The sequence below is a fragment of the Streptomyces mutabilis genome (assembly GCF_014649815.1).
GTDB lineage: Bacteria > Actinomycetota > Actinomycetes > Streptomycetales > Streptomycetaceae > Streptomyces > Streptomyces mutabilis.
In genome coordinates, this window is the sequence record NZ_BMTT01000010.1 from 178,456 (window position 1) to 200,253 (window position 21,798).

Sequence of the window (21,798 nt, forward strand, 5' to 3'; positions counted from 1 at the left end):
GCTTATCTGCGTCGGGGTGGAGTTGGCGCTCATCGTCTGTGTCGGCCTGTACCTCCGCGCGAGGGGGCGGGCCATAGCATGACCGACGTCGTCGACATCGTAGGACTCACCAAGCGCTACGGCGAACTGACCGCGGTCGAGGACGTGTCCTTCACCGTCCGCTCGGGCCGGGTGGTGGGACTCCTCGGACGCAACGGGGCCGGAAAGACCACCACCTTGCGGATGCTGCTGGGTCTCGCGCGTCCGACGTCGGGCCGCGCCACGGTCTTCGGGCACCCGTACGCACAACTGACCCGCGCGGCGCACCGGGTGGGGGTCAGCATCGACGGGATCGGCCCTACCGGCGCGGGCTCCGCACAGACCGACCTGCGGATCTGGGCCAAGACACTGGGCCTGTCCCGTACCAGGGTGGACGAGGTCCTCGAACAGGTGGGACTCGCAGCGGACGGCCACCGCAAACTCCGCGACTACTCGCAGGGCATGCGGCAACGGCACGCCTTGGCGACCGCGTTGCTCGCCGACCCCGAACTGCTCATCCTGGACGAACCCGCCAATGGGCTCGACCCCGACGGCATCCGCTGGCTCCGGGAGCTGCTGCGCTCCCTCGCGGACGAGGGACGCACCGTACTGGTCTCCAGCCACATCCTGGCGGAGGTCGAGCAGATGGCTGACGACATCGTCATCCTTCAGAAGACGCTGCGCTACAGCGGTACGGTCGCCGACCTGACCCAGAACGGTGGCGTCAGCCTGGAGAGCCGCTTCTTCGACCTGGTGGGACCCGCGGTGAAGGAGAACGCCCATGCGTGATCTGGTCGCAGCCGAGTGGCGCAAGATCTGGGCCGGACGTGCCTGGTGGGGCGCGGCCGCCGCCGCCGTGTTGATGTGCGTGATGGCCGACGCCGGCTTCCTGCAGCAGGAGTTCGCCTCGGCTCCGGAGCCGAGCGACACCCGAGAGATCACCTCCACCCTGGTACAGGGCTGGTTCATGGTCGAACTCGCTGCCGCGGTGGTGGCGATGGTCGCGGTGACCAGGGAGTTCGGTAATGGTGCCATCAGCAGGTCGGTGCTGCTGAGCGGGGGGAGAGGCCGACTGCTCGCGGCCAAGCTGATCGCGGTCACCGGCTGCGGCGCGGTGTTCGCCCTGGGGGCCGGCGTGCTGGCCGCCGCCAGCCCGTGGGTGTTCCTGGCCGGACGCGCACAGGAACCCGAGTGGACGGCGACCACCACGTGGACCCTGCTCGGCGTGATGCTGGTCATCGTGGTGGGTGCCGTGTGGGGCGCGCTGCTCGGACTGCTCATCCGGCACCAGGTCGCCGCCATCCTCACCCTGCTGATCAGCACCTGGCTGGTCGGGGAGGGCCTGCTGCGGCTGCTCCCGGAGATCGGCAGGCTCACCATCGACGAGGCCATGGCGTCCGTGTACCGGGGCGGCCACGAGGACCTGCTGTCGATTCCGTGGGCACTGGTGGTTCTCGCGGCGTGGATCCTCGCGGGCACGATCGCCGCCCGGACTCTGTTCCTGCGCAGGGACCTGCCGTGAGACTGACCCTGAGCCGGCCGCCGACGGACACGGCTCCGGCACCCCTGCCGGAGCGTCCGCGCCTGGCGCCGGACGTGCGGGTCCACGAGCCCGTCGAGGCGGGCGCCCCCTGGCTCGTCCAGTCCGGCGGGCAGCGCTACCTGCGTGTGGCCGCCGGGATGGCGAGGCTCCTGCGCCTTGCCGACGGTACGCGCGACACGAAGGACATGGCGAGGGAACTCGGCGATCCCTGGACCGTCGAGCTGGTGAGCGAGGGCCTTCTGCGTGCTCAGCGCACCCAGCTCCTCGAGGACGCGGAGCGCAAGCCGACCAAGAACCGGCGGATCACCTTCGTACCGCCGCTCACCGTCCAGTTCACCCTGGTACACCCGGAACGCCTGCTGAGCGGTTTCCGTCCGCTCACTGCCCGACTCGCCCACCGCGGCTGGGCGGCCGCGGCCGCGGTCCTCGCCGCGGCGGGACTGCTGTGTCTCGTCGTGCAGGCCCAGGCGACCATGAGTGCCCTGGCAGAGCCGATCCCCATGTCGGCGCTGATCGCGCTGATCGTCATCACGTACTGCGGCACCATGCTGCACGAGTTCTCGCACGGTCTGGTGCTGAGCCACTACGGTGGCCGGCCCAGCCGGATGGGTTTCATGCTCTTCTACCTGACGCCCGCGTTCTTCTGCGACGTGTCCGACGGGTGGCGGCTGCCGAAGAACCACCAGCGCGTACGTGTCGCCCTGGCCGGTATCGCCGCCCAGGCGGTCATCGCCGGCCTCGCCGGTGTCGGGTCCCTGATGGTGGCGGTGACGGGCGGCAGCCCCGCGCTGCGCGATTTCCTCCTGCTCCTCACGGTGACCAACTACGTCTCCGGGCTCTTCAACGCCATCCCGTTCATCAAACTGGACGGCTACCTGGCGCTCATGAGCCACCTGGACATCTCCCACCTGCGGGACCGGTCCATCACGGACGCGCGCCGGTTCGTCGCCAGGCTGCTGTTCGGCGGACGCTACGAGCGTGCGCTGCCCGACGTCGAGTGGGCGCCCCTGTTCGGTCTGGCGTGCATGCTGTTTCCGGTGTACGTCCTGAGCATGGCCTTCACGCTCTGGGGTTCGATCCTCGAGAGCACGGGCCTGGTGGGCGCCGTCATCGTCTCCGTCGTCATCGGGTACCTGATGCTGCGCGTGTACGCCGGCGCCTTCAAGCTGAACACGGAAGCCCGGACCGCGGGAGCGCCCGCCTGGCGACGCGTCACCGTCTCCCTGGCGGCGGCAGCGGCCGTGGCCGCGGTCATGTGGGGGGTCTCCGTGCCGTACACCGTCACGGGCGGCTTCGTCGCGGAGCAGGGCCGGACGGTGTTCGTGTCGACCGGTACGACCGACCGGAGCGCCATCGAGCCCGGTGCCCAGGTGCGTCTGCTGAGCGGCGGAGTCGTGCTCCAGAAGCAATTGGGGACGGCTGCGGTGACCACCACCGGCTTCGGGGACCTGTCGGTGCCGATCTCCGCCTTCGTCCCCGTGAAGGGCCTCGACTCGGTACGGGTGCCGGCCTCCGGTATCGCCCTCGACGGCGGACGGCTGGCACCGGGGACCACCGGCCAGGCCGTGGTGAGCGCGGGTGAGCGGCGCTTGGGCGACTGGCTGTACCTCAAGTACCTGGCGCCCTTCTGGCGCTGAGCCCCGCCCGCCCTTTCTGATCTCTCTGTACTCCCGAAGGCGGTTGAACCTGTCATGGATGCTTACCGGCGTGTGATGTTCCTGGCGCCAGGCACGCCCTTCTTCGACCGCGACGAGGCCGCCACCGGCGACGCGGACGACGACTTCCGTGCCGTGACGGCCGAGACGCCTGACGACTGGTCGTGCAGCACGGGACCTGACTGGACCATGCTGGTCCCCGACGGGTTCCGGATGCCGCCGCAAGGCTGGAAGATCCATGTGTCGGCCACGTCGGAGAATGCGCGGAGCATCCTCGCCCGGTCCTGGGAGTGGCTGGTGGCCCACCGCGTGGCGTTCAAGTTCATCCGCAGCAGGCAGGTGCTGTTGCGACGCAACGGCAAGTACGGCGACCGCGGGGCCAGCGGCAAGTTCATCACCATCTACCCCGAGGACGAGACTCGACTGGCCTCCGTGCTGAACGAGCTCGGAGCCATCCTCGACGGGGAGCAGGGCCCCTACATCCTCAGTGACCTCAGATGGCGTTCCGGCCCCCTCTATGTGCGCTACGGCGGGTTCGTCGCGCGCACGATGAAGTCGGAGCGGGGGGAGACGGTCCCCTGCATCGAGGATCCCGAGGGCAGGCTGGTACCGGACCGGCGCGGTCCGTCGTTCCGGCCCCCGGAGTGGGTGACCATTCCCGACTGTCTGAGGGAGGCGGTCCGGGCGCGCGAGGCGGGCACCCTGCGCGATTTCCCCTACCGAGCCGATCAGGCCCTCCACTTCTCCAACGGTGGGGGCGTCTACCGCGGAACCGACCTGCGCACGTCCGAGCCCGTCCTGCTCAGGGAAGCGAGGCCGCTCGCCGGGATCGACAACAACGGCGAGGACGCGGTCACCCGGCTCCTCCGTGAGCGCGACTGCCTGCGCAAGCTCGCCGGCCTCAAGTGGGTGCCGGAACTCATCGAGGCCCGCGTGGGGCACGAACACCATTTCCTCGTACGGGAGTACGTGGAGGGTGAGACGCTCGCGGTACGGACCACCAGGGACAACCCGCCCTCTCCGGAGGCCGATCCGGACAGGACCGCCGCCTACACCCGGTGGGCGCTCGGAGTGCTCGACCAGATCGAGCAGGGAGTGCGGGCCATGCACGAGCGAGGAGTCGTCTTCGGCGACCTGCACCCCGGCAACGTCATGGTCCGCCCGGACGGCTCCGTCGCGTTCATCGACCTCGAGACGGCGTCGACCGACCTCGCCGCACACCAGATCCACGCGGCGCCGGGCTTCGCCGCACCCCCGACCCACCGGGGCACGGACATCGACAGGTACGCACTCGGCTGCCTGCGCGTCGCCCTGTTCGCCCCGCTCACCAGTCTCCTGCCGTGGGACGCCGACAAGGTGGACCAGCTGATCGAGCTCGTGGAGGCCCGGTACCCCGTCCCGGCGGACTACGGAGCCCAGGTCCGCGCCGACCTCACGCCCCTCACCGCCGGTGACGGCGGGGGAACGCGGGACGGCCACGCGGACACGGCACCCGGCGACCCGCCCAAGGCTGCGGCCCCGCGTCCCACCGCGGACCGTCCGAGTCCGGTCGCCGTGGGCCAGGGCATCCTCGCGATGGCCACGCCCCGACGTGAGGATCGCCTGTTCCCCGGTGACACGGCTCAGTTCATACTGCCGGAGGGCGGAACCTGCCTCGCCTACGGAGCCGCAGGGGTGCTGTGGGCCCTCAACGAGTCGGGGACGGAGATTCCCGCTGCCCACGTCGACTGGCTCGAGGAGTCCGCGCGCCGGCACGCCCACCCGTCCCCGGGGCTCTACACCGGCACCGCCGGTGTCGCATGCGCGCTGCAGCGCCTCGGGCGTACCGATGCCGCCACGGCTCTGCTGAAGGAGGCATCCGGGGTGGAACCCGTGAACGACGGTCTCCTGGACGGCCGAGCCGGGCTTGGCCTCGCCCATCTGTTCATGGCCCGGGCGACGGGGGACGACGCCGCCCTGAAGCACGCCACGCTCCTGGCCGAGCAGCTGGTCGAGAGCGCGGCGGGTCGCTCTCCCCGCCGCGGCGAAGCCGGTCTGATGCGGGGCAGGTCCGGCGCGGCACTGCTGCTGCTGCGCCTGCACGCCCACACGCCCGATACCGGGCTGCTCGACGGGGCCCGTGAGCTGCTCGACACTGATCTGCGCACCCTCGGGTGGAGCGCGGAGGCGGATCCGGCGCGTACCGATGCGGAGGAAGGCTGGTCGGCGGGTGCCGTCGGCGCACGTCCCACGTTCGCCGCCGGCGGCGGCGGCACCGCCATGGTTCTGAGGGAGTACCTCGACCAGCGTCACGAGCCGCGCTTCGCCCTGGCCTGTGAGTCCGTCCTGCGGACGGCCCTGGACTGTGTCCCCCACACCGCGGGGCTCTTCCATGGCTTCGCCGGCGTGGTGCTGGCGGCCACCCGTCTGGCCGGCCCGGCGGAGGCGGCCGCGGTCGAGCGCCTGACCGGCAGGGTCGGCCTGTACGGGGTCGCCCACGAGGGCAGGCCGGCGTTCCTGGGCCTGGAGAACGTGCGCCTCACCGCGGACCTGGCGACCGGAGCCGCAGGCGTGCTGCTCGCCCTGAGAGCCCCGGACACCGCTCCGAGAAGCCTGGCGTTCCTGTGAGCCGGCCCGACGACGGAGGTGATGGAGAGCCATGAACGGCAACGGCACAGTGGTGGTCTCCGTGATCTGCCCGACCTACAACAGGTCACAGGAGATCACGAAGACCATCGACTCCGTCCGCGCGCAGACCCTTCAGGAGTGGGAACTGCTCGTGGTCTCGGACGGGTGCGACGACGACACCGAGGACTGGGTGCGCCGGTCCGCGCGGCAGGATTCCCGCGTCCGGCTTCACCGCATCGAGCGCAGCGGCCACCCCAGCGGGCCGCGCAACGCGGGACTGGCCCTCGCCCGGGGAGAGTTCATCGCCTACCTGGACCATGACGACGTCTGGCGTCCCGACCATCTTCGTGTCCTGCTCGGCATGCTGCGGGCGGACGCCGACCTCGCGGTGACGGGCTGCACCTACCACGACGCCGACGGCGGGGAGGCCGCCGAGTTCTCGCCGCTGTCGGCCTTCTGGCACCCCCAACTCCAGTTGCTCGGACCGATGTTCGAGCCGTCCAGGGCAGGGCACCGCCGTGGTGTCGTCGAGGAGGTCGGTGGCTGGCGCGGCGGTGCGGGCCTGGAGGACTGGGATCTGTGGCTGCGGGTGGCCGACGCGGGCAGTACCTTTCGCACCGTGGTGCAGCCGACCGCGGCCCTGCTGATGGACAGTGGCACCCGGAGGAACCGCATGCCGCGTCCGCACCGGCTGCCCCTGGTCGTCCTCGACGACGCGAGAACCGCCCATGAGCTGTTGTGCGAGCTACGGTCCGGCCGGTACGACGAGCTGTTGCGCGCCGCCGTGCTGGCGGACACGAGGGACTGGTACCGGCGGATGGACGAATCCGGCGCGCTGGTACGGCCCCTGGACTGGAGCGGGAGTCTCGACGCCGAGATCGAACGCGTGGTCTCGGGTGAGGTGAAGCTCTTCGACGAACTCGTGCTGGTGCCCGTGCGGGGTAGGTACGCCATTGCGCGGAACCTGCTCTGTTCCCGCGTCGAGCACGCCCGCCGCGCTGCCCGGCTGGTGCCCTCCGTCCAGCCGCGTGTGCTCGAACTGGTGAGGGACTTGGCCGAGAGCGGCCCCGGCGGGCGGGTCACCGGGTCAGATGAGGCCCTTCTCCTTGGCTCGTAGTGCCGCCTGGAAGCGGGTGGCGGCGCGGAGGTGCTTCAGCAGCTCCGCCACCCGCCCCCGGTAGGTGCGTACGGACATGCCCAGTTCACGTGCTGCGACCTCGTCCTTGTCGGCGCGTGTCATGGTCTCCAGCACCTTCAGATGCGTCTCGTCCAGTGCGGCGGAGTCAGCTTCGGGCAGGAGCAGGGCCGAGGCGTCGAGCGCCCCGGACCAGCAGCGGTCGAAGAAGGAGAGGAGCGTGCCGACCAGGGCGCCCTGCTCCACCAGCGACGCGCTCGGCGAATTGCCCCGCTCGGCCTGCACGAGTGCGGTCTCCCGGTCGGCTATCAGCACGCGCTCGAACCCTCCGCCCAGGAAGCGGACCTGGGCACCGTGCCGGATCATCTCGGTGAGGGCTGTGGACGTGGTCTCGTCCTCCAGAGCCCGTTTGTGAATCAGGACTTTCACGGTCACGCCGCGTCGCAGGCACGGCATGCTCGCGCGACGCGCGGCCAGGATCGCCTGCGGTGCGAGGTGCCAGTCCGGCTGCATTGCCAGCACCTCGTGCCGGGCGCGGGCGGTGAGTTCCTCGGCCCGCGCGCACACGTTCTCGTCGTCGCCCTCGAGTGGTCTGAGGGAACGCCAAGCGGTGGACTGCCGGATCAGCGAGTAGCCGAACGACAGTGCTTCCTGCTGTTCCGTGTGGAGTCTTCTGAGCCGCTGGTCCAAGAGGCGCCCGACGGTCTCGTCGGGGTTGAAGGCGGTCGGCTCCCCGTGCTCGTCCAGGTGGACCATGCGCTGGTCCGCGAGTCTTCGCAATGAGGCGCGGATGTCCTCTTCGTCACGGTCGAGGACCACGCACAGGCCGGATACCCCCAATTCTGTGTGCTGCAAAAGTGCTGTATACACAGATTCGTCGAAACTGGATATGCCCAATACAGTCAAGGTCATTTCCCCCATGACTCTATTCGAACATCAGTGCACGAAACTGTCAATTACTGCAGCGAAGTAGTGAACGGGTTCAGCCCTGTCGGTGGGCGGACTCGGTCGACGGGTCCGCCCACGACTCGGGTGACGTCCGTCTACAGGGCGGACGCGGCGATGACCGCGGTGAGGGCGGCGACCGTCGTGCGGATCGTGTCTCCGAGTGCCGCGGCCGAACCCTGCCCCTCGGAGATCTCGGCCAGCCGGCTCTCGGGTACCCCATCGCCGGAGCCCTGGGTCATGACGGCCTGGAGACCCGCGTGATACAGCACGGTGATCAGTGCCGCAGTGTGCTCGTCGGGATCCTGACCCTCGGTGAGAACCGCTGCCAGTCGCCCTCGTAGCGCCGAGAGTTCGGACACTCCTGTGACCGGATGCTTCACCGATCCGAAGGTGCCGAGGACCCGTCGTCCCTGTTCCCGCACCAGTCCCTTCTCCGAAAGTCCCCGGTACGCCGTCTCCAGTGCCTGCTCGCGTACGGCCAGCAGCCACTCCCGGGGAGTCTCCTCGGGGTGACGCCGCACATGCTCCGCCATGGCCGCGGCTGCCGGGTCCGCCGATGTCGACGCTCCGGTGGCGACGAGCGTGCCGTCGCGCTCCGTCAGGCCCCCGGAGGAGCTCAACTCGAGCAGGGCGGCCGCCGAAACCGCCAACGACACCCGTAGCGGCGCTTCGCGCAGGGTGCCGGTCTTTTCGTCCAGTGCGAGCAGCACGATCCGCTCGCCAATCGTCAGATCCTCAGTCATGGGATCCCCCTCTCAAGAGGGGAAACGGTGTAGGGGAACCTGTGGTTCCCGTTGCGCGCCAGCAAAGTTCGGACGATTGGGTCGAGGTCCGGGGTAATCGGGCGGGGAAAGTAATTCCTGCCCGATTCGCCGATATGCTGGCGTTTGTGGCGTACTTTTCGGACAGTGAGCTTTTTTCGGCCTGTCGAGGTGGATGGGTAGTGAAATAACAGACAGGTCAAGATCCAGGTGGACGGGTTTAAGGTCAAGAAACCCGTCTCCACCACAGGCGTCGTGTGCGTGCCTGAGCGTCGGGGCGCGGGCGCACACCTCGGTCAGTATCTGGGCATACCCCTCCAGATACTCGTCGGGTATGTCCCGCCCTGCCACCCGTCCTCCTGTGAGGTTGACGCGTGGTGAACGTTCTCCTGACGCCCGCCGGCCATGAGTGTCAGACCGCGGCTGTGTGAGGTCATGTACGGAGGCGCCGACCCGATGCCAGTGGTGCCGACGGCGACCAGCCTGCTGAGGTGAGCGGTACTGCCGTCGAGCAAGGGGCACCGCGCTCGCGTCGCCGACCGGCATTAACAAGACGTAAAGATTGCCGGATTACGGCAATGCGGCGTGGAGCATGTCCGGACCACGATGGGTACGGCAGAAACAGGGGGTGGCCTCGATGCCAGGGCCCGGCAACGGGCGCAGGCACAGGGGCTCAGCTGTCCGGTTCGGAGGTGACGGCATGGCACGGGTGGGCGTCGCCGCCGTACAGCTCCTCACCTTCGTCGGCCTCACGCCCTTGGTGGCCGGGCCGGGCCACGCGTACCGCGGGCGACGACGACCGGGCACGGCGAGCAGTTCCCCGTACGACCCCGGCAGTCGCCACTTCCACGGCTGAGCCGTAGCCGTCGCGCGTCACATCGGACGTTCCCGCCCTCAGGTCGAGCGGGCCGCCCGCCTCTTCGCAGACCTCAAGGACTTCCTATGGATTACCGCACCCTGGGCATAGGCGTGCTCGTTTGCCTCCTGCTCGCCGCCGTCGTGCTGTTCGTCGTGGCCCGGCTGTTCCGCAAGGTGGAGCAGGGCAAGGCCCTGATCGTCTCCAAGATGCGCAAGGTCGACGTGACCTTCACCGGGCAGGTCGTCCTGCCGGTGCTGCACAAGGCCGAGGTGATGGACATCTCGGTGAAGACCATCGAGATCACCCGGGCGGGCAAGGAAGGGCTGATCTGCCGGGACAACATCCGCGCGGACATCCGCATCTCGTTCTTCGTCAAGGTGAACAAGACCGCCGAGGATGTCGTCAAGGTCGCCCAGGCGGTCGGCACCGCACGCGCCAGCGACCGGGACACCCTCCAGGAGCTGTTCCACGCGAAGTTCTCCGAGGCGCTGAAGACCGTCGGCAAGCAGATGGACTTCACCGACCTCTACACCAAGCGCGAGGAGCTGCGGTACCGGATCATCGAGGTCATCGGCGTCGACCTCAGCGGGTACCACCTGGAGGACGCGGCGATCGACTACCTGGAGCAGACGCCGCTCACTCAGCTCGACCCCGCCAACGTCCTCGACGCGCAGGGCATCCGCAAGATCACCGAGCTGACGGCCGTGGAGCACGTGCGCACCAACGAGGCCCAGCGCACCGAGGAGAAGGAGATCACCCGCCAGAACGTCGACGCCCGGGAGGCGATCCTGGAGCTGGAGCGCCGTCAGGTCGACGCCGAGACCAAGCAGCGGCGGGAGATCGAGACCGTCCGCGCGAGGGAAGAGGCCGAGACCGCGAGGGTCGTGGAGGAGGAGCGGCTGCGGGCGCAGTCCGCCTTCCTCAAGACCGAGGAGCAGCTCGGCATCCAGCGCGAGAACCAGGGCCGGGAGGTCGCGGTCGCGCAGAAGAACCGCGAGCGGGTCATCGCCATCGAGAACGAGCGCATCGAGAAGGACCGCCTGCTGGAGGTCATCGCCCGGGAACGGGAGACGCAGCTCACGCGGATCGCCGCCGAGAAGGAGGTCGAGGCGGAGAAGCGGGAGATCGCCGACGTCATCCGGGAGCGGGTGGCCGTGGACCGTACGGTCGCCGAGCAGGAGGAGGCCATCAAGAAGCTGCGTGCCGTGGAGGAGGCGGAGCGGCAGCGGCAGGCCGTGATCATCGCCGCCGAAGCCGAGGCGCAGGAGAAGCTGGTCAAGGACATCAAGGCCGCCGAGGCCGCCGAACAGGCCGCCACCCACCGCGCCGCCGAGGAACTCACGCTCGCCGAGGCCCGGTTGAAGAGCGCCGACCTGGACGCGCGGGCCAAGCTGCGGCTCGCCGAGGGTATCCAGGCGGAGAGCGCGGCCGAAGGTCTGGCCGCCGTGCAGGTCCGCGACAAGGAGGCCGAGGTCATCGAGAAGGCCGGCCGCGCGGAGGCCCAGGCCACCGAGGCCCGGCTGCGGGCGGAGGCCGAGGGCGCCAAGGCCAAGGCACTCGCGGAGGCCGCGGCCGTCGGCGAGAAGCTGAAGGCGGAGGCGGCCGGTCTCACCGAGAAGGCCGCGGCGATGGCCGCGCTGGACGAGGCGTCCCGCGGCCACGAGGAGTACCGGCTGCGGCTGGAGACCGAGAAGGACATCCGGCTCGCCGGGCTGGACGTGCAGCGGCAGGTGGCCGAGGCGCAGGCGACGGTGCTGGCGACCGGGCTGGAGAACGCCGACATCAACATCGTCGGTGGCGAGTCGGTCTTCTTCGACCGCCTGATGTCCTCCATCGCGCTCGGCAAGAGCGTCGACGGCTTCGTCCAGCACTCCGAGACCGCCCAGGCACTGGCGAAGCCCTGGCTGGACGGAACGTCGAGCTTCACCGACGACCTCAGCCGCGTCCTCGGCTCGGTCTCGACGGCCGACGTGCAGAACCTGACCGTGTCCACGCTGCTGATGAAGCTCATGAAGACGGGCGGCGCCGACTCCGGGGCTCTGGAGCAGCTGCTGAGCAAGGCCGGCGAGCTGGGCCTCGCCGACACCCGGCTGACGGCCCTGAACGGCAGCGCCAAGGGCTGACGGACCGCGGACGTGGAGCTGCCGCGCGGGGGGCGGCGGCTCCACGACCGCTCATTTCGACTTCTCGACTTCCTGAGAGGGACCTCATGACCACCGCCCTGGACACGGGAACGTACGAGGTGCTGCGCGACCGCCTCACCGCGCAGGCGGCCGAGCTGGCCCGTCGCGCCGAGGCGCTGAACGCCCGCCGCGTCGAGGAGTTCGGCTCCCTGCGCCTGGAGCTGGCCGGCACCGAACAACTGCGCACGGAGTCGGCGTGCGTGCCGCGCGACCTCGTGTCCGTCGGCGACGTCCTGCTCTTCGGGTACAACACCGTCCCCGGCCGCGGGGCCGAAACCGCCGTGCGCGACGTGTTCGCGCTGCACGACCGCGCCCTGAACAGGCTGCCCGACGACGCCGTGCCCGGCCTGCTCGACGATCCCGCGTTCGTCCGGGAGTTCGCCGCCCTCCACCGGTACTTCCACCAGGCCAGGCTCCTCCAGCTCCGGCGGGTCGAGGACAAGGTGCTCGCCGTCTTCCGAACGGGCGAGAAGGCGGACGACATCCGGGTCCTGCGCTGGGCGCTGTCCGACGACGGCCGGGCGTCCTTCCTCGACGCGCGCGGTGACCGCGACCACGTCCTCCCGCCCGCGCACGACTTCGCGTGGACGGTGACGACCCGCGAGGACCACGTCCTGGGCCGGCACCCGCACGTCTCGATCGAGGGCGAGGTGTTCGTCGAGACGCTGGGCGGGACCTTGACGGTCAAGACCGAGGACGACACCGAAACGGACGAGGGCGTGTACGCCGAGCCGGTCGCCGAGCCGCTGCAGTCGCTCGCCGACGCGCACATCGCGTACGCGCGGGTGGGCGCCCTGGTCCTGGTGGGTGTCCTCCCGTACAAGGAGGACACCCACCGCTACCTGGTGTTCAACACCCTCACCAGGACCGTCGTCCGCCTCGACGGCATCGGGCAGGCGTGCCGTCGGCTGCCCGAGGACCAGGGCATCGTCTTCCCCGGCGGCTACTGCCTGGCCACCGGCACCCACCGGACGTTCGACGGTGTCGACACCGAGGGCATGGAGTTCGAGCGGGCGGTCCGCTCACCGAACGGCGAGGACGTCCTGTTCGCCTTCCACGCCCGCGTGGCGGGCCGCAGTCTCCTCCTGCCCTACAACGTCATCCGCAAGGAGGTCGCGGCCCCGCTGTCCTGCCACGGCTGGGCCCTGTTCGACGACGGAGCCCTGCTCACCCTGCGGACGGCCGGCACCGACCCGCAGCGCGTGCACCCGGTGCAGCGGTGGACCTCCCCGTACGTCTCCGACACCCACGCCGCCGCCCAGCCGGCCGGCACCGGCCCGCTCGCCCGCGTCGGCAACGCCGACCTCGTACGCGGCATCTCCGACTGCCTGTCCGTCACGCGCGCGGTCACCGAGACCACCCCGACCGGAGAGGTGTACGAGGCGCTGGTGGCGGCCTGCGCACGGGTCGCGGACTCCCACCACTGGCTGGACGAGGCGGACCTCGGCGCCCTGCACGAGCCGCTCGCGCAGGTGAGGGACACCGCGAAGCAGGTGCTGACCGAGTTCGAGACGGTGCAGACGCTCACCCGCCAGGCGACCGACGCGCTCACCGAGGCCACGGCACGCGTCGCCACCGTCGTACGGCGCCTGCGCGGCGAGGCCCCGCGCGGCGCCGCGGCGTGGGTGTCCGGGCTCACCGAGCTCCGGCAGGCCCAAGGCCGTCTGCTCACCCTCAAGGACATGCGGTACGCGGACACCGACCGCGTCGACGAGCTGGCCGCCGACGTCGAACGCGACCTCGCCTCCTTCGGGCAGCGGGCCGTCACCCACCTGGCGCACGAGGACGCCTTCGCCGACCACCGGGCCGACATCGAGCGGCTCGTCGCCGACGCCGAGGCGATCACCACCGTCGCCGAGGCGGAGCCCCTCACGGCCCGCCTCGACGAGCACGCCGACAACCTGCGCACGGTGACCGACGTCGTCTCCGGCCTGGACATCGGTGACGCCACCGTCCGCACGTCCGTCCTGGAGCGGATCGCCGAGGTCCTCGGGGGCGTCAACCGCGCCCGCGCCACCCTGGACGGCCGCCGCCGTGCCCTGCGGGACCGCGAGGGCCGGGCCGAGTTCACCGCCGAGTTCGCGCTGCTCGGCCAGGCGGTCACCGGCGCGCTCGCGGCGGCCGGCACCCCCGAGGAGTGCGACGAACAGCTGGCCCGCCTGCTGGTGCGGGTGGAGGACCTGGAGTCCCGGTTCGCCGAGTCCGACGGCTTCCTCGCAGAGCTGGCGGACAAGCGGGACGAGATCCACGAGGCGCTCTCCGCCCGCAAGCAGACCCTCGCCGACGCCCGTGCCCGCAGGGCCGAGCGCCTGGCCGAGTCGGCCGACCGGGTCCTGACCACGATCGTCCGCCGGGCGTCCGCGCTCGCCGACGCGGACGCCGTCACCACGTACTTCACCTCCGACCCGATGCCGGCCAAGGTCCGCCGTACGGCCGACGAACTGCGCTCACTCGGCGACCGGGTCAGGGCGGAGGAGCTGGACGGCCGCCTGAAGTCCGCCCGGCAGCAGGCCCTGCGCGCCCTGCGCGACCGCACCGACCTGTACGCCGACGACGGCCGCACCGTCCGCCTGGGCGGCCACCGCTTCGCGGTCAACACCCAGCCCCTCGACCTCACCCTCGTCCCCCAGGGCGAGAACCTGGCCTTCGCCCTGACGGGCACGGACTACCGTGCCCCGGTCACCGACCCCGACTTCGCCGCGACCCGCCCGTACTGGGACCGCCCGCTGCCCTCGGAGTCGCCCGGCATCTACCGCGCCGAACACCTCGCCGCCCGCCTGCTCGACGAGCACGGACCGGCCGCCCTCGCAGCCGCCGAGGACCTGCCGGCCCTGGTCCGGCACGCGGCGCAGGAGGCTTACGACGAGGGCTACGAGCGCGGCGTCCACGACCACGACGCGGCCCTGATCCTCGCCGCTCTCCTGCGCCTGCACGAGGGCGCGGGCCTCCTGCGCCACGAGCCGGCCGCCCGCGCCGCCGCCCAGCTCTTCTGGGCGCACGGCACGACAGCCGAGGAACGAGACGCCTGGACCCGCCGAGCCGTCTCCCTGGCCCGTGCCCGCGACACCTTCGGACTCACGCCCGCGATCGCCGACCTGGAAGCCGAACTCGCCGGCGCGATCGGCACGCGAGCGGCAGCCGCCTACCTCTTCGAGGAGCTGACGACCGGCCCCGACGGCTTCGTGCTCGGCGCGGGCACCCGGACCCTGCTCGACAAGTTCCGACACACGGTGGGCGACTCCGCCTACGACGACGATCTCACCGCCCTCACCGCCCCGGACGCCCGCAGGCAGCTCGTCGAGGCGTGGCTGACGTCGTACACCACCGCGACCGGCACCGACCTCGCCCCCGGAGACCTGGCCGAGGCCGTGGCCGCGGAGCTGTGCCCCGGCCTGCCCCGCTACGAGTCGGACGCGCCCCTGTCCGAGACCGTCGAGGGCCTGCTCGGCACCCACCCGCGCGTCCACGACCGGACCCTGACCGTCCGCGTCGACGAACTCATCGCCCGTGCACGGGAGTTCCGCACCCGCGAGGTCCCCGCCCACCGCGCCTACCAGCGCCGCCGCGCGGCACTGGTCGCCGCTGAGCGCGGCCGCCTGCGCCTGGACGAGTTCCGGCCGCGCGTGATGTCCGCGTTCGTGCGCAGCAGGCTCATCGACGAGGTCTACCTCCCCCTGGTCGGCGACAGCCTCGCCAAGCAGCTCGGCACCACGGGCGACACCAAGCGCACCGACACCGGCGGCCTGCTGCTGCTCATCTCCCCGCCGGGCTACGGCAAGACGACCCTCCTTGAGTACGTCGCCGACCGGCTCGGCCTCCTGTTGGTGAAGGTCAACGGCCCGGCCCTGGGCCACACGGTGACCTCACTCGACCCGGCCGAGGCCCCGAACGCCACCGCCCGGCGGGAGATCGAGAAGATCAACTTCGCGCTGGAGGCGGGCAACAACACCCTCCTCCACCTCGACGACATCCAGCACACCTCGCCCGAGCTGCTGCAGAAGTTCATCCCACTGTGCGACGCCACCCGCCGCATAGAGGGCGTACGCGACGGCGAGCCGCGCACCTACGACCTGCGCGGCAAACGCTTCGCGGTGTGCATGGCGGGCAACCCGTACACCGAGTCCGGCAGCCGCTTCCAGGTCCCCGACATGCTCGCCAACCGTGCCGACGTGTGGAACCTCGGCGACGTCCTCACCGGCAAGCAGGACGCCTTCGCCCTGAGCTTCGTCGAGAACGCCCTGACCGCCAACCCGGTCCTCGCGCCGCTCGCCGGCCGCGACCGCGCCGACCTGGAACTGCTGCTCCGGCTGGCCGGGGGCGACCCTGCCGCGCGCGCCGACCGTCTCGCCCACCCGTACCCGCCCGCCGAACTGGACCGGATCACCGCGGTCCTGCGCCACCTGCTCACCGTCCGGGAGACCGTCCTGGCGGTCAACGCCGCGTACATCGCCTCGGCCGCCCAGTCGGACACCACCCGCACCGAGCCGCCTTTCCGGCTGCAGGGCTCCTACCGCACCATGAACAAGATCGCCCAGCGCATCCAGCCGGTCATGAACGACGCCGAGCTGTCCGCCCTGATCGACGACCACTACACGGCCGAGGCCCAGACCCTCACCACCGGCGCCGAGGCCAACCTGCTGAAACTGGCCGAGCTGCGGGGCACCCTCACCACCGCCCAGGCCGGGCGCTGGTCCGAGCTGAAGGCGGCGTACGTCCGCACCCAGACCCTCGGCGGCCCCGAGAACGACCCCCTCACCCGAGCCGTCGCCGCACTCGGCCTGCTGGCCGACCGGGTCGCGGCCGTCGAGTCGGCCATCGACCGCGCCACCGACCCGCGCCACCTGATCGCCAACCCGACAGCCCGGCACGCCGCCCGTCCGGCGCGGGGGACCGGAGAGGAATGAGGAGGACCGCCCAGCGCATGGCGTCTTGCCGCAACGCGGCAGCGTCCGGCGGGCGGCGCTGCCCGTCAGGCACCTGCCAGGGAGGCATAAGGGGCGTGTAAAGTCCGTCGCGGAGTGCCGGGAAGCCTGGTCGGCGGCAGGGAACATCTGTCTTCGTCGATCGGGGTTGGTCTTCGTGGTACTCATCGCGGTGTTCGGCGCCGCTCTGCTCATAGCGGTTCTGCTCTCCGGACTCGCTGCCCGGACCGTGCTGTCCACCTCCTTCCTCTTCCTCGCCGGCGGCGCTCTCGTCAGCGACGGCTTCCTCGGGCTGATCCACATCACCCCGGACAGCGACATCGTCGCGGTCACCGCCGATCTCGCCCTGTTCGCGGTGCTGTTCACCGACGGCATGCACGTGTCCTTCCCGAAGCTCAGGGAGAACTGGAAGAACCCGGCCCGCGCCCTCGATCTCGGGATGCCCCTCGCCTTCGTCGGCATGGCGCTGATCACCCACTACCTGGTCGGGCTGGACTGGACGACTTCCTTCCTCGTGGGCGCGGTCCTGGCCCCCACCGACCCGGTGTTCGCCTCGGCGATCGTGGGCCGCAAGGAAGTACCGGCCAAGCTCCGGCAGTTGCTGAACGTGGAGAGCGGCGTCAACGACGGGCTCGCCCTGCCGGTGGTGCTCATCCTCATCGCCGCCGCCGGACCGACCAGTGGCCACGCGGAGGCGTCCTTCGGGAAGATCGCCCTGGAGCTCGGGCTGGGGCTCGCCTTCGGTGTGGTCCTGCCACTTCTGGTCAACGGACTCGTGCGGTTCCGGCTGTTGGGAGCAGAGCCCAAGCTGCAGCCACTGTTGCCACTGGCCACCGGAATCATCCTGTACGCCGCGTGCCACCTGACCCATGCGAATTCTTACCTGGCAGCCTTCTCCGCAGGCGCCGTGCTCACCGCCGTATCGTCCGAGGCGAAGACGGCCTTCGAACCGCTCGGTGAGGCGCTCGCGGAACTGGCCAAGTTCGCCGCACTGCTGGTCTTCGGCGCCCTGCTGACGCCTCAGCTCTTCGCCGACCTGTCCTGGACCGGATACGTGGCCGTACTCCTGGCGATCGTGCTGGTGCGCCCGGCATCGATGCTGCTCTCTCTCGTCGGCACGCAGTTCGACCGACGGGAGAGGCTGGTGGCCGCGTGGTTCGGCCCCAAGGGCTTCGCGTCGGTGGTCTACGGGCTTCTGGTGCTGCAGGCCGGGATTCCGCAGGGGGAGCAGGCATACACGCTCATCGCCGTCTGCATCGCTTTCTCGATCATCGCGCACAGCAGCACCGACGTGCCCATAGCAAGGGTCTTCGACGTCGAGGACCTGACCGGCATTCCGGGGCCGGAGAGCAACGCGCGAACCGGGGTCGCGAGCGAGGAGGACGGACGTGTCCGCCGACCGTGAGCACGGTGTGCGCCGACCGGGACGAGGGCCTGCGGGTCGGCTGACCGGCGCGGGTGCACTGGCCGCTGTGGCCGGGAGCGTGATGTACGTGCTGCCCGGCCCCGGCCTGCCCTTGGTGGTCACGGGAGTCTCGCTGCTCCTCGGCGGGGCGGTCCTGTGGTTCCTCGGACGGAGGCGGAGATGACCGGGAGCCACGCGGAGCCGCAGGTGTGGCGGGCGGGATGGCCGGCCCGCGTGGCGGCTGCGGGATCATGCCTGGTGTTCTTGGAATTCGTCGAGCGTCCTGCCGGAGGGACGCTGGCCACCCGCGGCCCGGCGCAGTGTTCTTCGCGGCGTGGACATCGCTGGTGGCCGGTTGGCTGTGTTGCCGAGTGGGACTGTGGCGCCTCACCGCTGACCTGAACGGGGTGCACATCCGCAGGATGTGGACCGTGACGTTCCTGCCGTGGTCGGAGATCGGACGAGTGGAACTGCGGCGCGACGGGCTGCTCGAGTTCGTGGGAGCGACGGAGATTCCGCTGGCGGGCCTGTTCCCGCCGCCATGGGCCGACAGGCTGATGGGACGTCGAGGAGCCGGAGGCCGAGCCGCGCAGAGGCTGACCGAGATGGCCCGGAACGCCGATCTGCGTCCGCAGGCCCGAGCAGGGCGGGCCGCGACCGGCTCGGCGTTCGCTTCTCGGGCGCTGCCACTGGCGGTCGCCTTGTTCGCCGCAGCGGAGTGGATCCACCGCTGACCCGTCTGCACCCGGAGGAGAGTTGTGGGCTTGTACGCGAACTGGGGGTTCCTGACGGGCTCCACCATGCTGTGGTTGCCCTTCGTGGTAGCCCAGTGCCGTGGCCGGACGCTTCCGTGGCTGCGTCACCGCGGGCCCGTGCGGCTGCTCGGTGCAGCGGGCCTGACGCTGTACGGGGTGGTCGTCGTCGTCAATACCGTTCCCCGGCTGACCGGCGCGGCGCCTGGCACCCTGGCTCATGTCTCCCACGTGGCGATGGCTTTGACCGGGCTCTACGGCGTGCTGCTCGTCATCTACGCGGTCAAAACATCCGCGGCCTCGCGCACGGGATGCGCATGACCCAGGGCAGTGGCCCGACTACCTGCGATCTCCCCCGGACCTGTCACCAGGACACGGCGCCGGCCAGAACGCGTCCGGCGACCTGCTGACGGGCATCCTCACCGGCCGCGACCACATGTTGTCCGGCCGGCGTGGGTGGCCAGTGCCTTGGTCCGGGCGGCACCGGCCACCGCGCGAGTCTCGCAGCGCACCACATGCCGACCTCGCGACGGGCGGCAGCGTTCCTGTTCTTGCTGGGCGTCGCCCCGGTACCGGCCCGGTTCGCCGCCTGATCCGGCCAATGGCCGACTCCGCTCCCTGCCCAGATGGCTGCACGGGTACGTCGAGGACCGACGGGATCGGTCGAACGCGGAAGCCCGTGCGGAGCGCAGGCCGGAGACAAGAAGAGATCTGATTGCTTCCCGAAGGGTCGGAGGTACGGCGGCACCGTGGGGGACGCTCGGACGTGGGACGAGGACAGATCCCCGGCAGCTTGGATTCGCGGACGCGTACGGTCACGACCGCTGGTGCGAGTCACGGCGCGCGGCTGCGTCCGCCTCGTCCCGGAGAAGCCGACGAAGATCTTCTCCCTGATCTCTCCCAAGCTATCTCCAGAAACCACCCAGGGGCCCGACCCGCTAAGCGGATCAGGCCCCTGACGTGGTACTTCTCTGTCGGGGTGGCGGGATTTGAACCCACGACCTCTTCGTCCCGAACGAAGCGCGCTACCAAGCTGCGCCACACCCCGATCGTCGCCGCTCTCGCGGCGACGTCGTTTACTTTAGCCCACCCGGAGCCGGAGACGAAATCCGGTTTTACCAGCGATGGCGCAGCGGGTTCGGGCGGATGTGGTCGAGAGCCACGAGGAGGACGCCCAGGGCGTAGAGGGAGAGGCCCAGGAGGAGGGCGTTGCCGAGGACGCCCGTGTAACCGTGCTGGTCGACGTCGAGGAAGGGGTAGAGGTAGCGGTCCTGGGTGCCGGGGAGGAGGAGTTCGCCGCGGGCCAGGGAGAAGGTCAGGTAGGCGAGGGGGTAGAGCAGCCACGCGGCGGCCTGGTGCAGGTGGAGGCGGCCGGGGGTGGTGAGGAGCAGCCAGTCCAGGAGTGCGACGGCGGGGACGGCCGTGTTCAGGATGTGCGTCGCTGCTGCTTGCCAGCCGGTGCCCGCGGCCGCGGCCTCGGTCGCGAAGGGGCTCGACGCGTTGGTCAGGAGCAGGTGGTGCACGAGGCCGGCGGCGACGACGTAGAGCAGGGCCGCGCCGGTGAGGGCGCCCGGCAGGGGGCGGCGGGCGGACCAGGCGCGGCGGGCGGAGGCGAGCGTGACGAGGGCCAGCAGGACGCTGCTCTGGAGCGTGAAGTGGCTGATCGTCCGGGTGGCCGGGCCTCCCGTCGCCAGTTGGAGTGCGACGCCCGTCAGGGCCAGCAGCGCCGTCAGGAGGCGGAAGGCGGCGACCAGCGGGCGGCGTACCGGGGTGATCACGGCGGTCGCCGGGACGGGGGAGGGGAACAGGGCGGGCGGGCCCGGGACCGCGGGGAGGTCCGGGATGTCCCTGGGGATGGGAGGTATCGGCGCTGTCATGGCCTCAAGCTAGACAGACCAGACATATCGGGCTATGCGGGGTGGGCCGTGTGGGTTACCGCCACCGGCCCGTCCGCCGCGAGGACGACCGTCGCTACTCCCGTCCCACCAGCGTCAGCAGCGTCGCCTCCGGGGGGCAGGCGAAGCGGACCGGGGTGTAGCGGTTGGTGCCGCAACCCGCCGAGACGTGGAGGTAGGCGGTACGGCCCTCGGCCGTGTGCGTGGACAGGCCCTTCACGCGGTCCGTGTCCAGGTCGCAGTTGGTGACCAGGGCGCCGTAGAAGGGGATGCACAACTGGCCGCCGTGGGTGTGGCCGGCCAGGACCAGGGGGTAACCGTCCGCCGTGTAGGAGTCCAGGACGCGCAGGTACGGGGCGTGGACCACGCCCATCGAGAAGTCGGCCGTGCCGGACGGACCGCCGGCCACCTCCGTGTACCGGTCGCGCTTGATGTGCGGGTCGTCCAGTCCCGTCAGCTCGACGGACACGCCCTCGACCTTGAGCGTGCCGCGCGTGTTCGTGAGGTTCTGCCAGCCGGCGGCGTCGAAGCCGTCGCGGAGGTCCTCCCACGGGTTGTGGACGGCACCGACGGCGGGCGCGTTGCCGTTCAGACCGTGGCGTCCCTGGGCCTTCTCGATCAGGTAGCGGGCGGGATTGCGCAGCTTGGGGCCGTAGTAGTCGTTGGAGCCGAAGACGTAGGCGCCGGGGAACTCCATCAGGGGGCCGAGGGCGTCCAGGACCTCCGGGACGCCGTCCGGGTCGGAGAGGTTGTCGCCGGTGTTGATCACGAAGTCGGGACGCAGACCCGCCAGGGAGCGCAGCCAGCGCTGCTTCTTGCGCTGGCCGCCGACCATGTGGATGTCGGAGACCTGGAGCACGCGCAGGGGACGCATCCCGGAGGGCAGGACGGGGATCGTCACCCGTCGCAGGCGGAAGGAACGGGCCTCGAAGCCCGCCGCGTAGACCAGACCGGCGGCGCCAACCGCCGTGATTCCCAGGGGTACTCCGTATCGCGCGCGCATGGGTCCCATCGTGTCAGAAGCGGTGACCTCCGGCGGCGGCGCGTCGGTCCGTTCCTCGGCCCGCCCGTCGCTCCCCGTGGTCCACCCCCGGCCCGTGAAATCGGCGGGCGTC

General features: G+C 70.7%; 15 protein-coding genes, 1 tRNA gene and 1 pseudogene. 12 read left to right on the plus strand and 5 right to left on the minus strand.

Features of this window, described 5'->3' with window-relative positions; genetic code table 11:
• Window positions 1–78 precede the first annotated feature (78 nt).
• From IE142_RS21460 to IE142_RS21480, 5 genes are all read left to right on the plus strand, one after another.
• Complete coding sequence (locus IE142_RS21460) at window positions 79–807, plus strand: ABC transporter ATP-binding protein (protein ID WP_191887247.1); 729 nt, start codon at window positions 79–81, stop codon at window positions 805–807.
• Window positions 800–1,540, plus strand: a complete 741-nt coding sequence (locus tag IE142_RS21465) for an ABC transporter permease (protein WP_191887248.1) — start codon at window positions 800–802, stop codon at window positions 1,538–1,540. The genes IE142_RS21460 and IE142_RS21465 overlap by 8 nt, the downstream gene beginning before the upstream one ends.
• Window positions 1,537–3,198: a daptide biosynthesis intramembrane metalloprotease gene (mpaP, locus tag IE142_RS21470; RefSeq protein WP_191887249.1), complete on the plus strand. Its 1,662-nt coding sequence runs from the start codon at window positions 1,537–1,539 to the stop codon at window positions 3,196–3,198. Before IE142_RS21465 ends, mpaP begins: the two co-directional genes overlap by 4 nt.
• 75 nt (window positions 3,199–3,273) lie before the next feature.
• The gene (gene lanKC / locus IE142_RS21475) at window positions 3,274–5,823 is read left to right on the plus strand and encodes a class III lanthionine synthetase LanKC (protein ID WP_229830754.1); all 2,550 of its coding nucleotides are present in this window, start codon (window positions 3,274–3,276) and stop codon (window positions 5,821–5,823) included.
• 31 nt (window positions 5,824–5,854) lie between these two features.
• Window positions 5,855–6,940: a glycosyltransferase family 2 protein gene (locus IE142_RS21480; RefSeq protein ID WP_191887251.1), complete on the plus strand. Its 1,086-nt coding sequence runs from the start codon at window positions 5,855–5,857 to the stop codon at window positions 6,938–6,940.
• Here IE142_RS21480 and IE142_RS21485 read toward each other — a convergent pair.
• Both IE142_RS21485 and IE142_RS21490 read right to left on the minus strand, forming a co-directional pair.
• Entirely contained in the window at window positions 6,911–7,777 is an 867-nt protein-coding gene (locus IE142_RS21485) for a TrmB family transcriptional regulator sugar-binding domain-containing protein (protein WP_191887252.1), read from the minus strand. The genes IE142_RS21480 and IE142_RS21485 overlap by 30 nt on opposite strands.
• A 224-nt stretch (window positions 7,778–8,001) precedes the next feature.
• Window positions 8,002–8,649, minus strand: coding sequence for a GOLPH3/VPS74 family protein (locus IE142_RS21490; protein ID WP_191887253.1), 648 nt, complete (start codon window positions 8,647–8,649; stop codon window positions 8,002–8,004).
• Between the two features lie 718 nt (window positions 8,650–9,367).
• Here IE142_RS21490 and IE142_RS21495 point away from each other — a divergent pair.
• The 7 genes from IE142_RS21495 to IE142_RS21525 all read left to right on the plus strand — a co-directional run bounded on the left by IE142_RS21495 (window position 9,368) and on the right by IE142_RS21525 (window position 19,109).
• A complete protein-coding gene (locus tag IE142_RS21495) occupies window positions 9,368–9,523 on the plus strand; it encodes a hypothetical protein (RefSeq protein ID WP_191887254.1) in 156 nt (51 codons plus the stop codon).
• A gap of 86 nt (window positions 9,524–9,609) precedes the next feature.
• Window positions 9,610–11,649 carry an SPFH domain-containing protein gene (locus tag IE142_RS21500; protein WP_191887255.1) on the plus strand — a complete coding sequence of 680 codons (2,040 nt, stop codon included), beginning with the start codon at window positions 9,610–9,612 and terminating at the stop codon, window positions 11,647–11,649.
• A gap of 86 nt (window positions 11,650–11,735) precedes the next feature.
• Entirely contained in the window at window positions 11,736–16,613 is a 4,878-nt protein-coding gene (locus IE142_RS21505; protein ID WP_191887256.1) for a DNA repair ATPase, read from the plus strand.
• 175 nt (window positions 16,614–16,788) lie between these two features.
• Complete coding sequence (locus IE142_RS21510; RefSeq protein ID WP_191887257.1) at window positions 16,789–18,036, plus strand: cation:proton antiporter; 1,248 nt, start codon at window positions 16,789–16,791, stop codon at window positions 18,034–18,036.
• Window positions 18,020–18,220 (plus strand): hypothetical protein, encoded by a 201-nt coding sequence (locus tag IE142_RS21515; protein WP_191887329.1) that lies wholly within the window; start codon window positions 18,020–18,022, stop codon window positions 18,218–18,220. Before IE142_RS21510 ends, IE142_RS21515 begins: the two co-directional genes overlap by 17 nt.
• Before the next feature lie 247 nt (window positions 18,221–18,467).
• On the plus strand, window positions 18,468–18,770 hold the full coding sequence (locus tag IE142_RS21520; RefSeq protein ID WP_191887258.1) for a hypothetical protein: 303 nt from the start codon (window positions 18,468–18,470) through the stop codon (window positions 18,768–18,770).
• A gap of 30 nt (window positions 18,771–18,800) precedes the next feature.
• Window positions 18,801–19,109, plus strand: a complete 309-nt coding sequence (locus IE142_RS21525) for a hypothetical protein (protein WP_191887259.1) — start codon at window positions 18,801–18,803, stop codon at window positions 19,107–19,109.
• Between the two features lie 653 nt (window positions 19,110–19,762).
• Here IE142_RS21525 and IE142_RS21530 read toward each other — a convergent pair.
• The 3 genes and pseudogenes from IE142_RS21530 to IE142_RS21540 form a co-directional block, all read right to left on the minus strand.
• Window positions 19,763–19,836, minus strand: a tRNA-Pro gene (locus IE142_RS21530).
• Between the two features lie 33 nt (window positions 19,837–19,869).
• A pseudogene (locus IE142_RS21535) lies at window positions 19,870–20,665 on the minus strand (Pr6Pr family membrane protein).
• A gap of 94 nt (window positions 20,666–20,759) precedes the next feature.
• Window positions 20,760–21,686 (minus strand): metallophosphoesterase, encoded by a 927-nt coding sequence (locus IE142_RS21540; protein WP_043371743.1) that lies wholly within the window; start codon window positions 21,684–21,686, stop codon window positions 20,760–20,762.
• Between the last annotated feature and the right edge of the window lie 112 nt (window positions 21,687–21,798).

Excerpts from the sequence above, each read along its gene's own strand:
- IE142_RS21480 (WP_191887251.1), top strand. The coding sequence starts at position 5,855 with ATGAACGGCAACGGCACAGTGGTGGTCTCCGTGATCTGCCCGACCTAC.
- IE142_RS21500 (WP_191887255.1), top strand. The coding sequence starts at position 9,610 with ATGGATTACCGCACCCTGGGCATAGGCGTGCTCGTTTGCCTCCTGCTC.
- IE142_RS21490 (WP_191887253.1), bottom strand. The coding sequence starts at position 8,649 with ATGACTGAGGATCTGACGATTGGCGAGCGGATCGTGCTGCTCGCACTG.
- IE142_RS21505 (WP_191887256.1), top strand. The coding sequence starts at position 11,736 with ATGACCACCGCCCTGGACACGGGAACGTACGAGGTGCTGCGCGACCGC.
- IE142_RS21460 (WP_191887247.1), top strand. The coding sequence starts at position 79 with ATGACCGACGTCGTCGACATCGTAGGACTCACCAAGCGCTACGGCGAA.
- IE142_RS21540 (WP_043371743.1), bottom strand. The coding sequence starts at position 21,686 with ATGCGCGCGCGATACGGAGTACCCCTGGGAATCACGGCGGTTGGCGCC.
- IE142_RS21495 (WP_191887254.1), top strand. The coding sequence starts at position 9,368 with ATGGCACGGGTGGGCGTCGCCGCCGTACAGCTCCTCACCTTCGTCGGC.
- IE142_RS21465 (WP_191887248.1), top strand. The coding sequence starts at position 800 with ATGCGTGATCTGGTCGCAGCCGAGTGGCGCAAGATCTGGGCCGGACGT.
- lanKC (WP_229830754.1), top strand. The coding sequence starts at position 3,274 with ATGTTCCTGGCGCCAGGCACGCCCTTCTTCGACCGCGACGAGGCCGCC.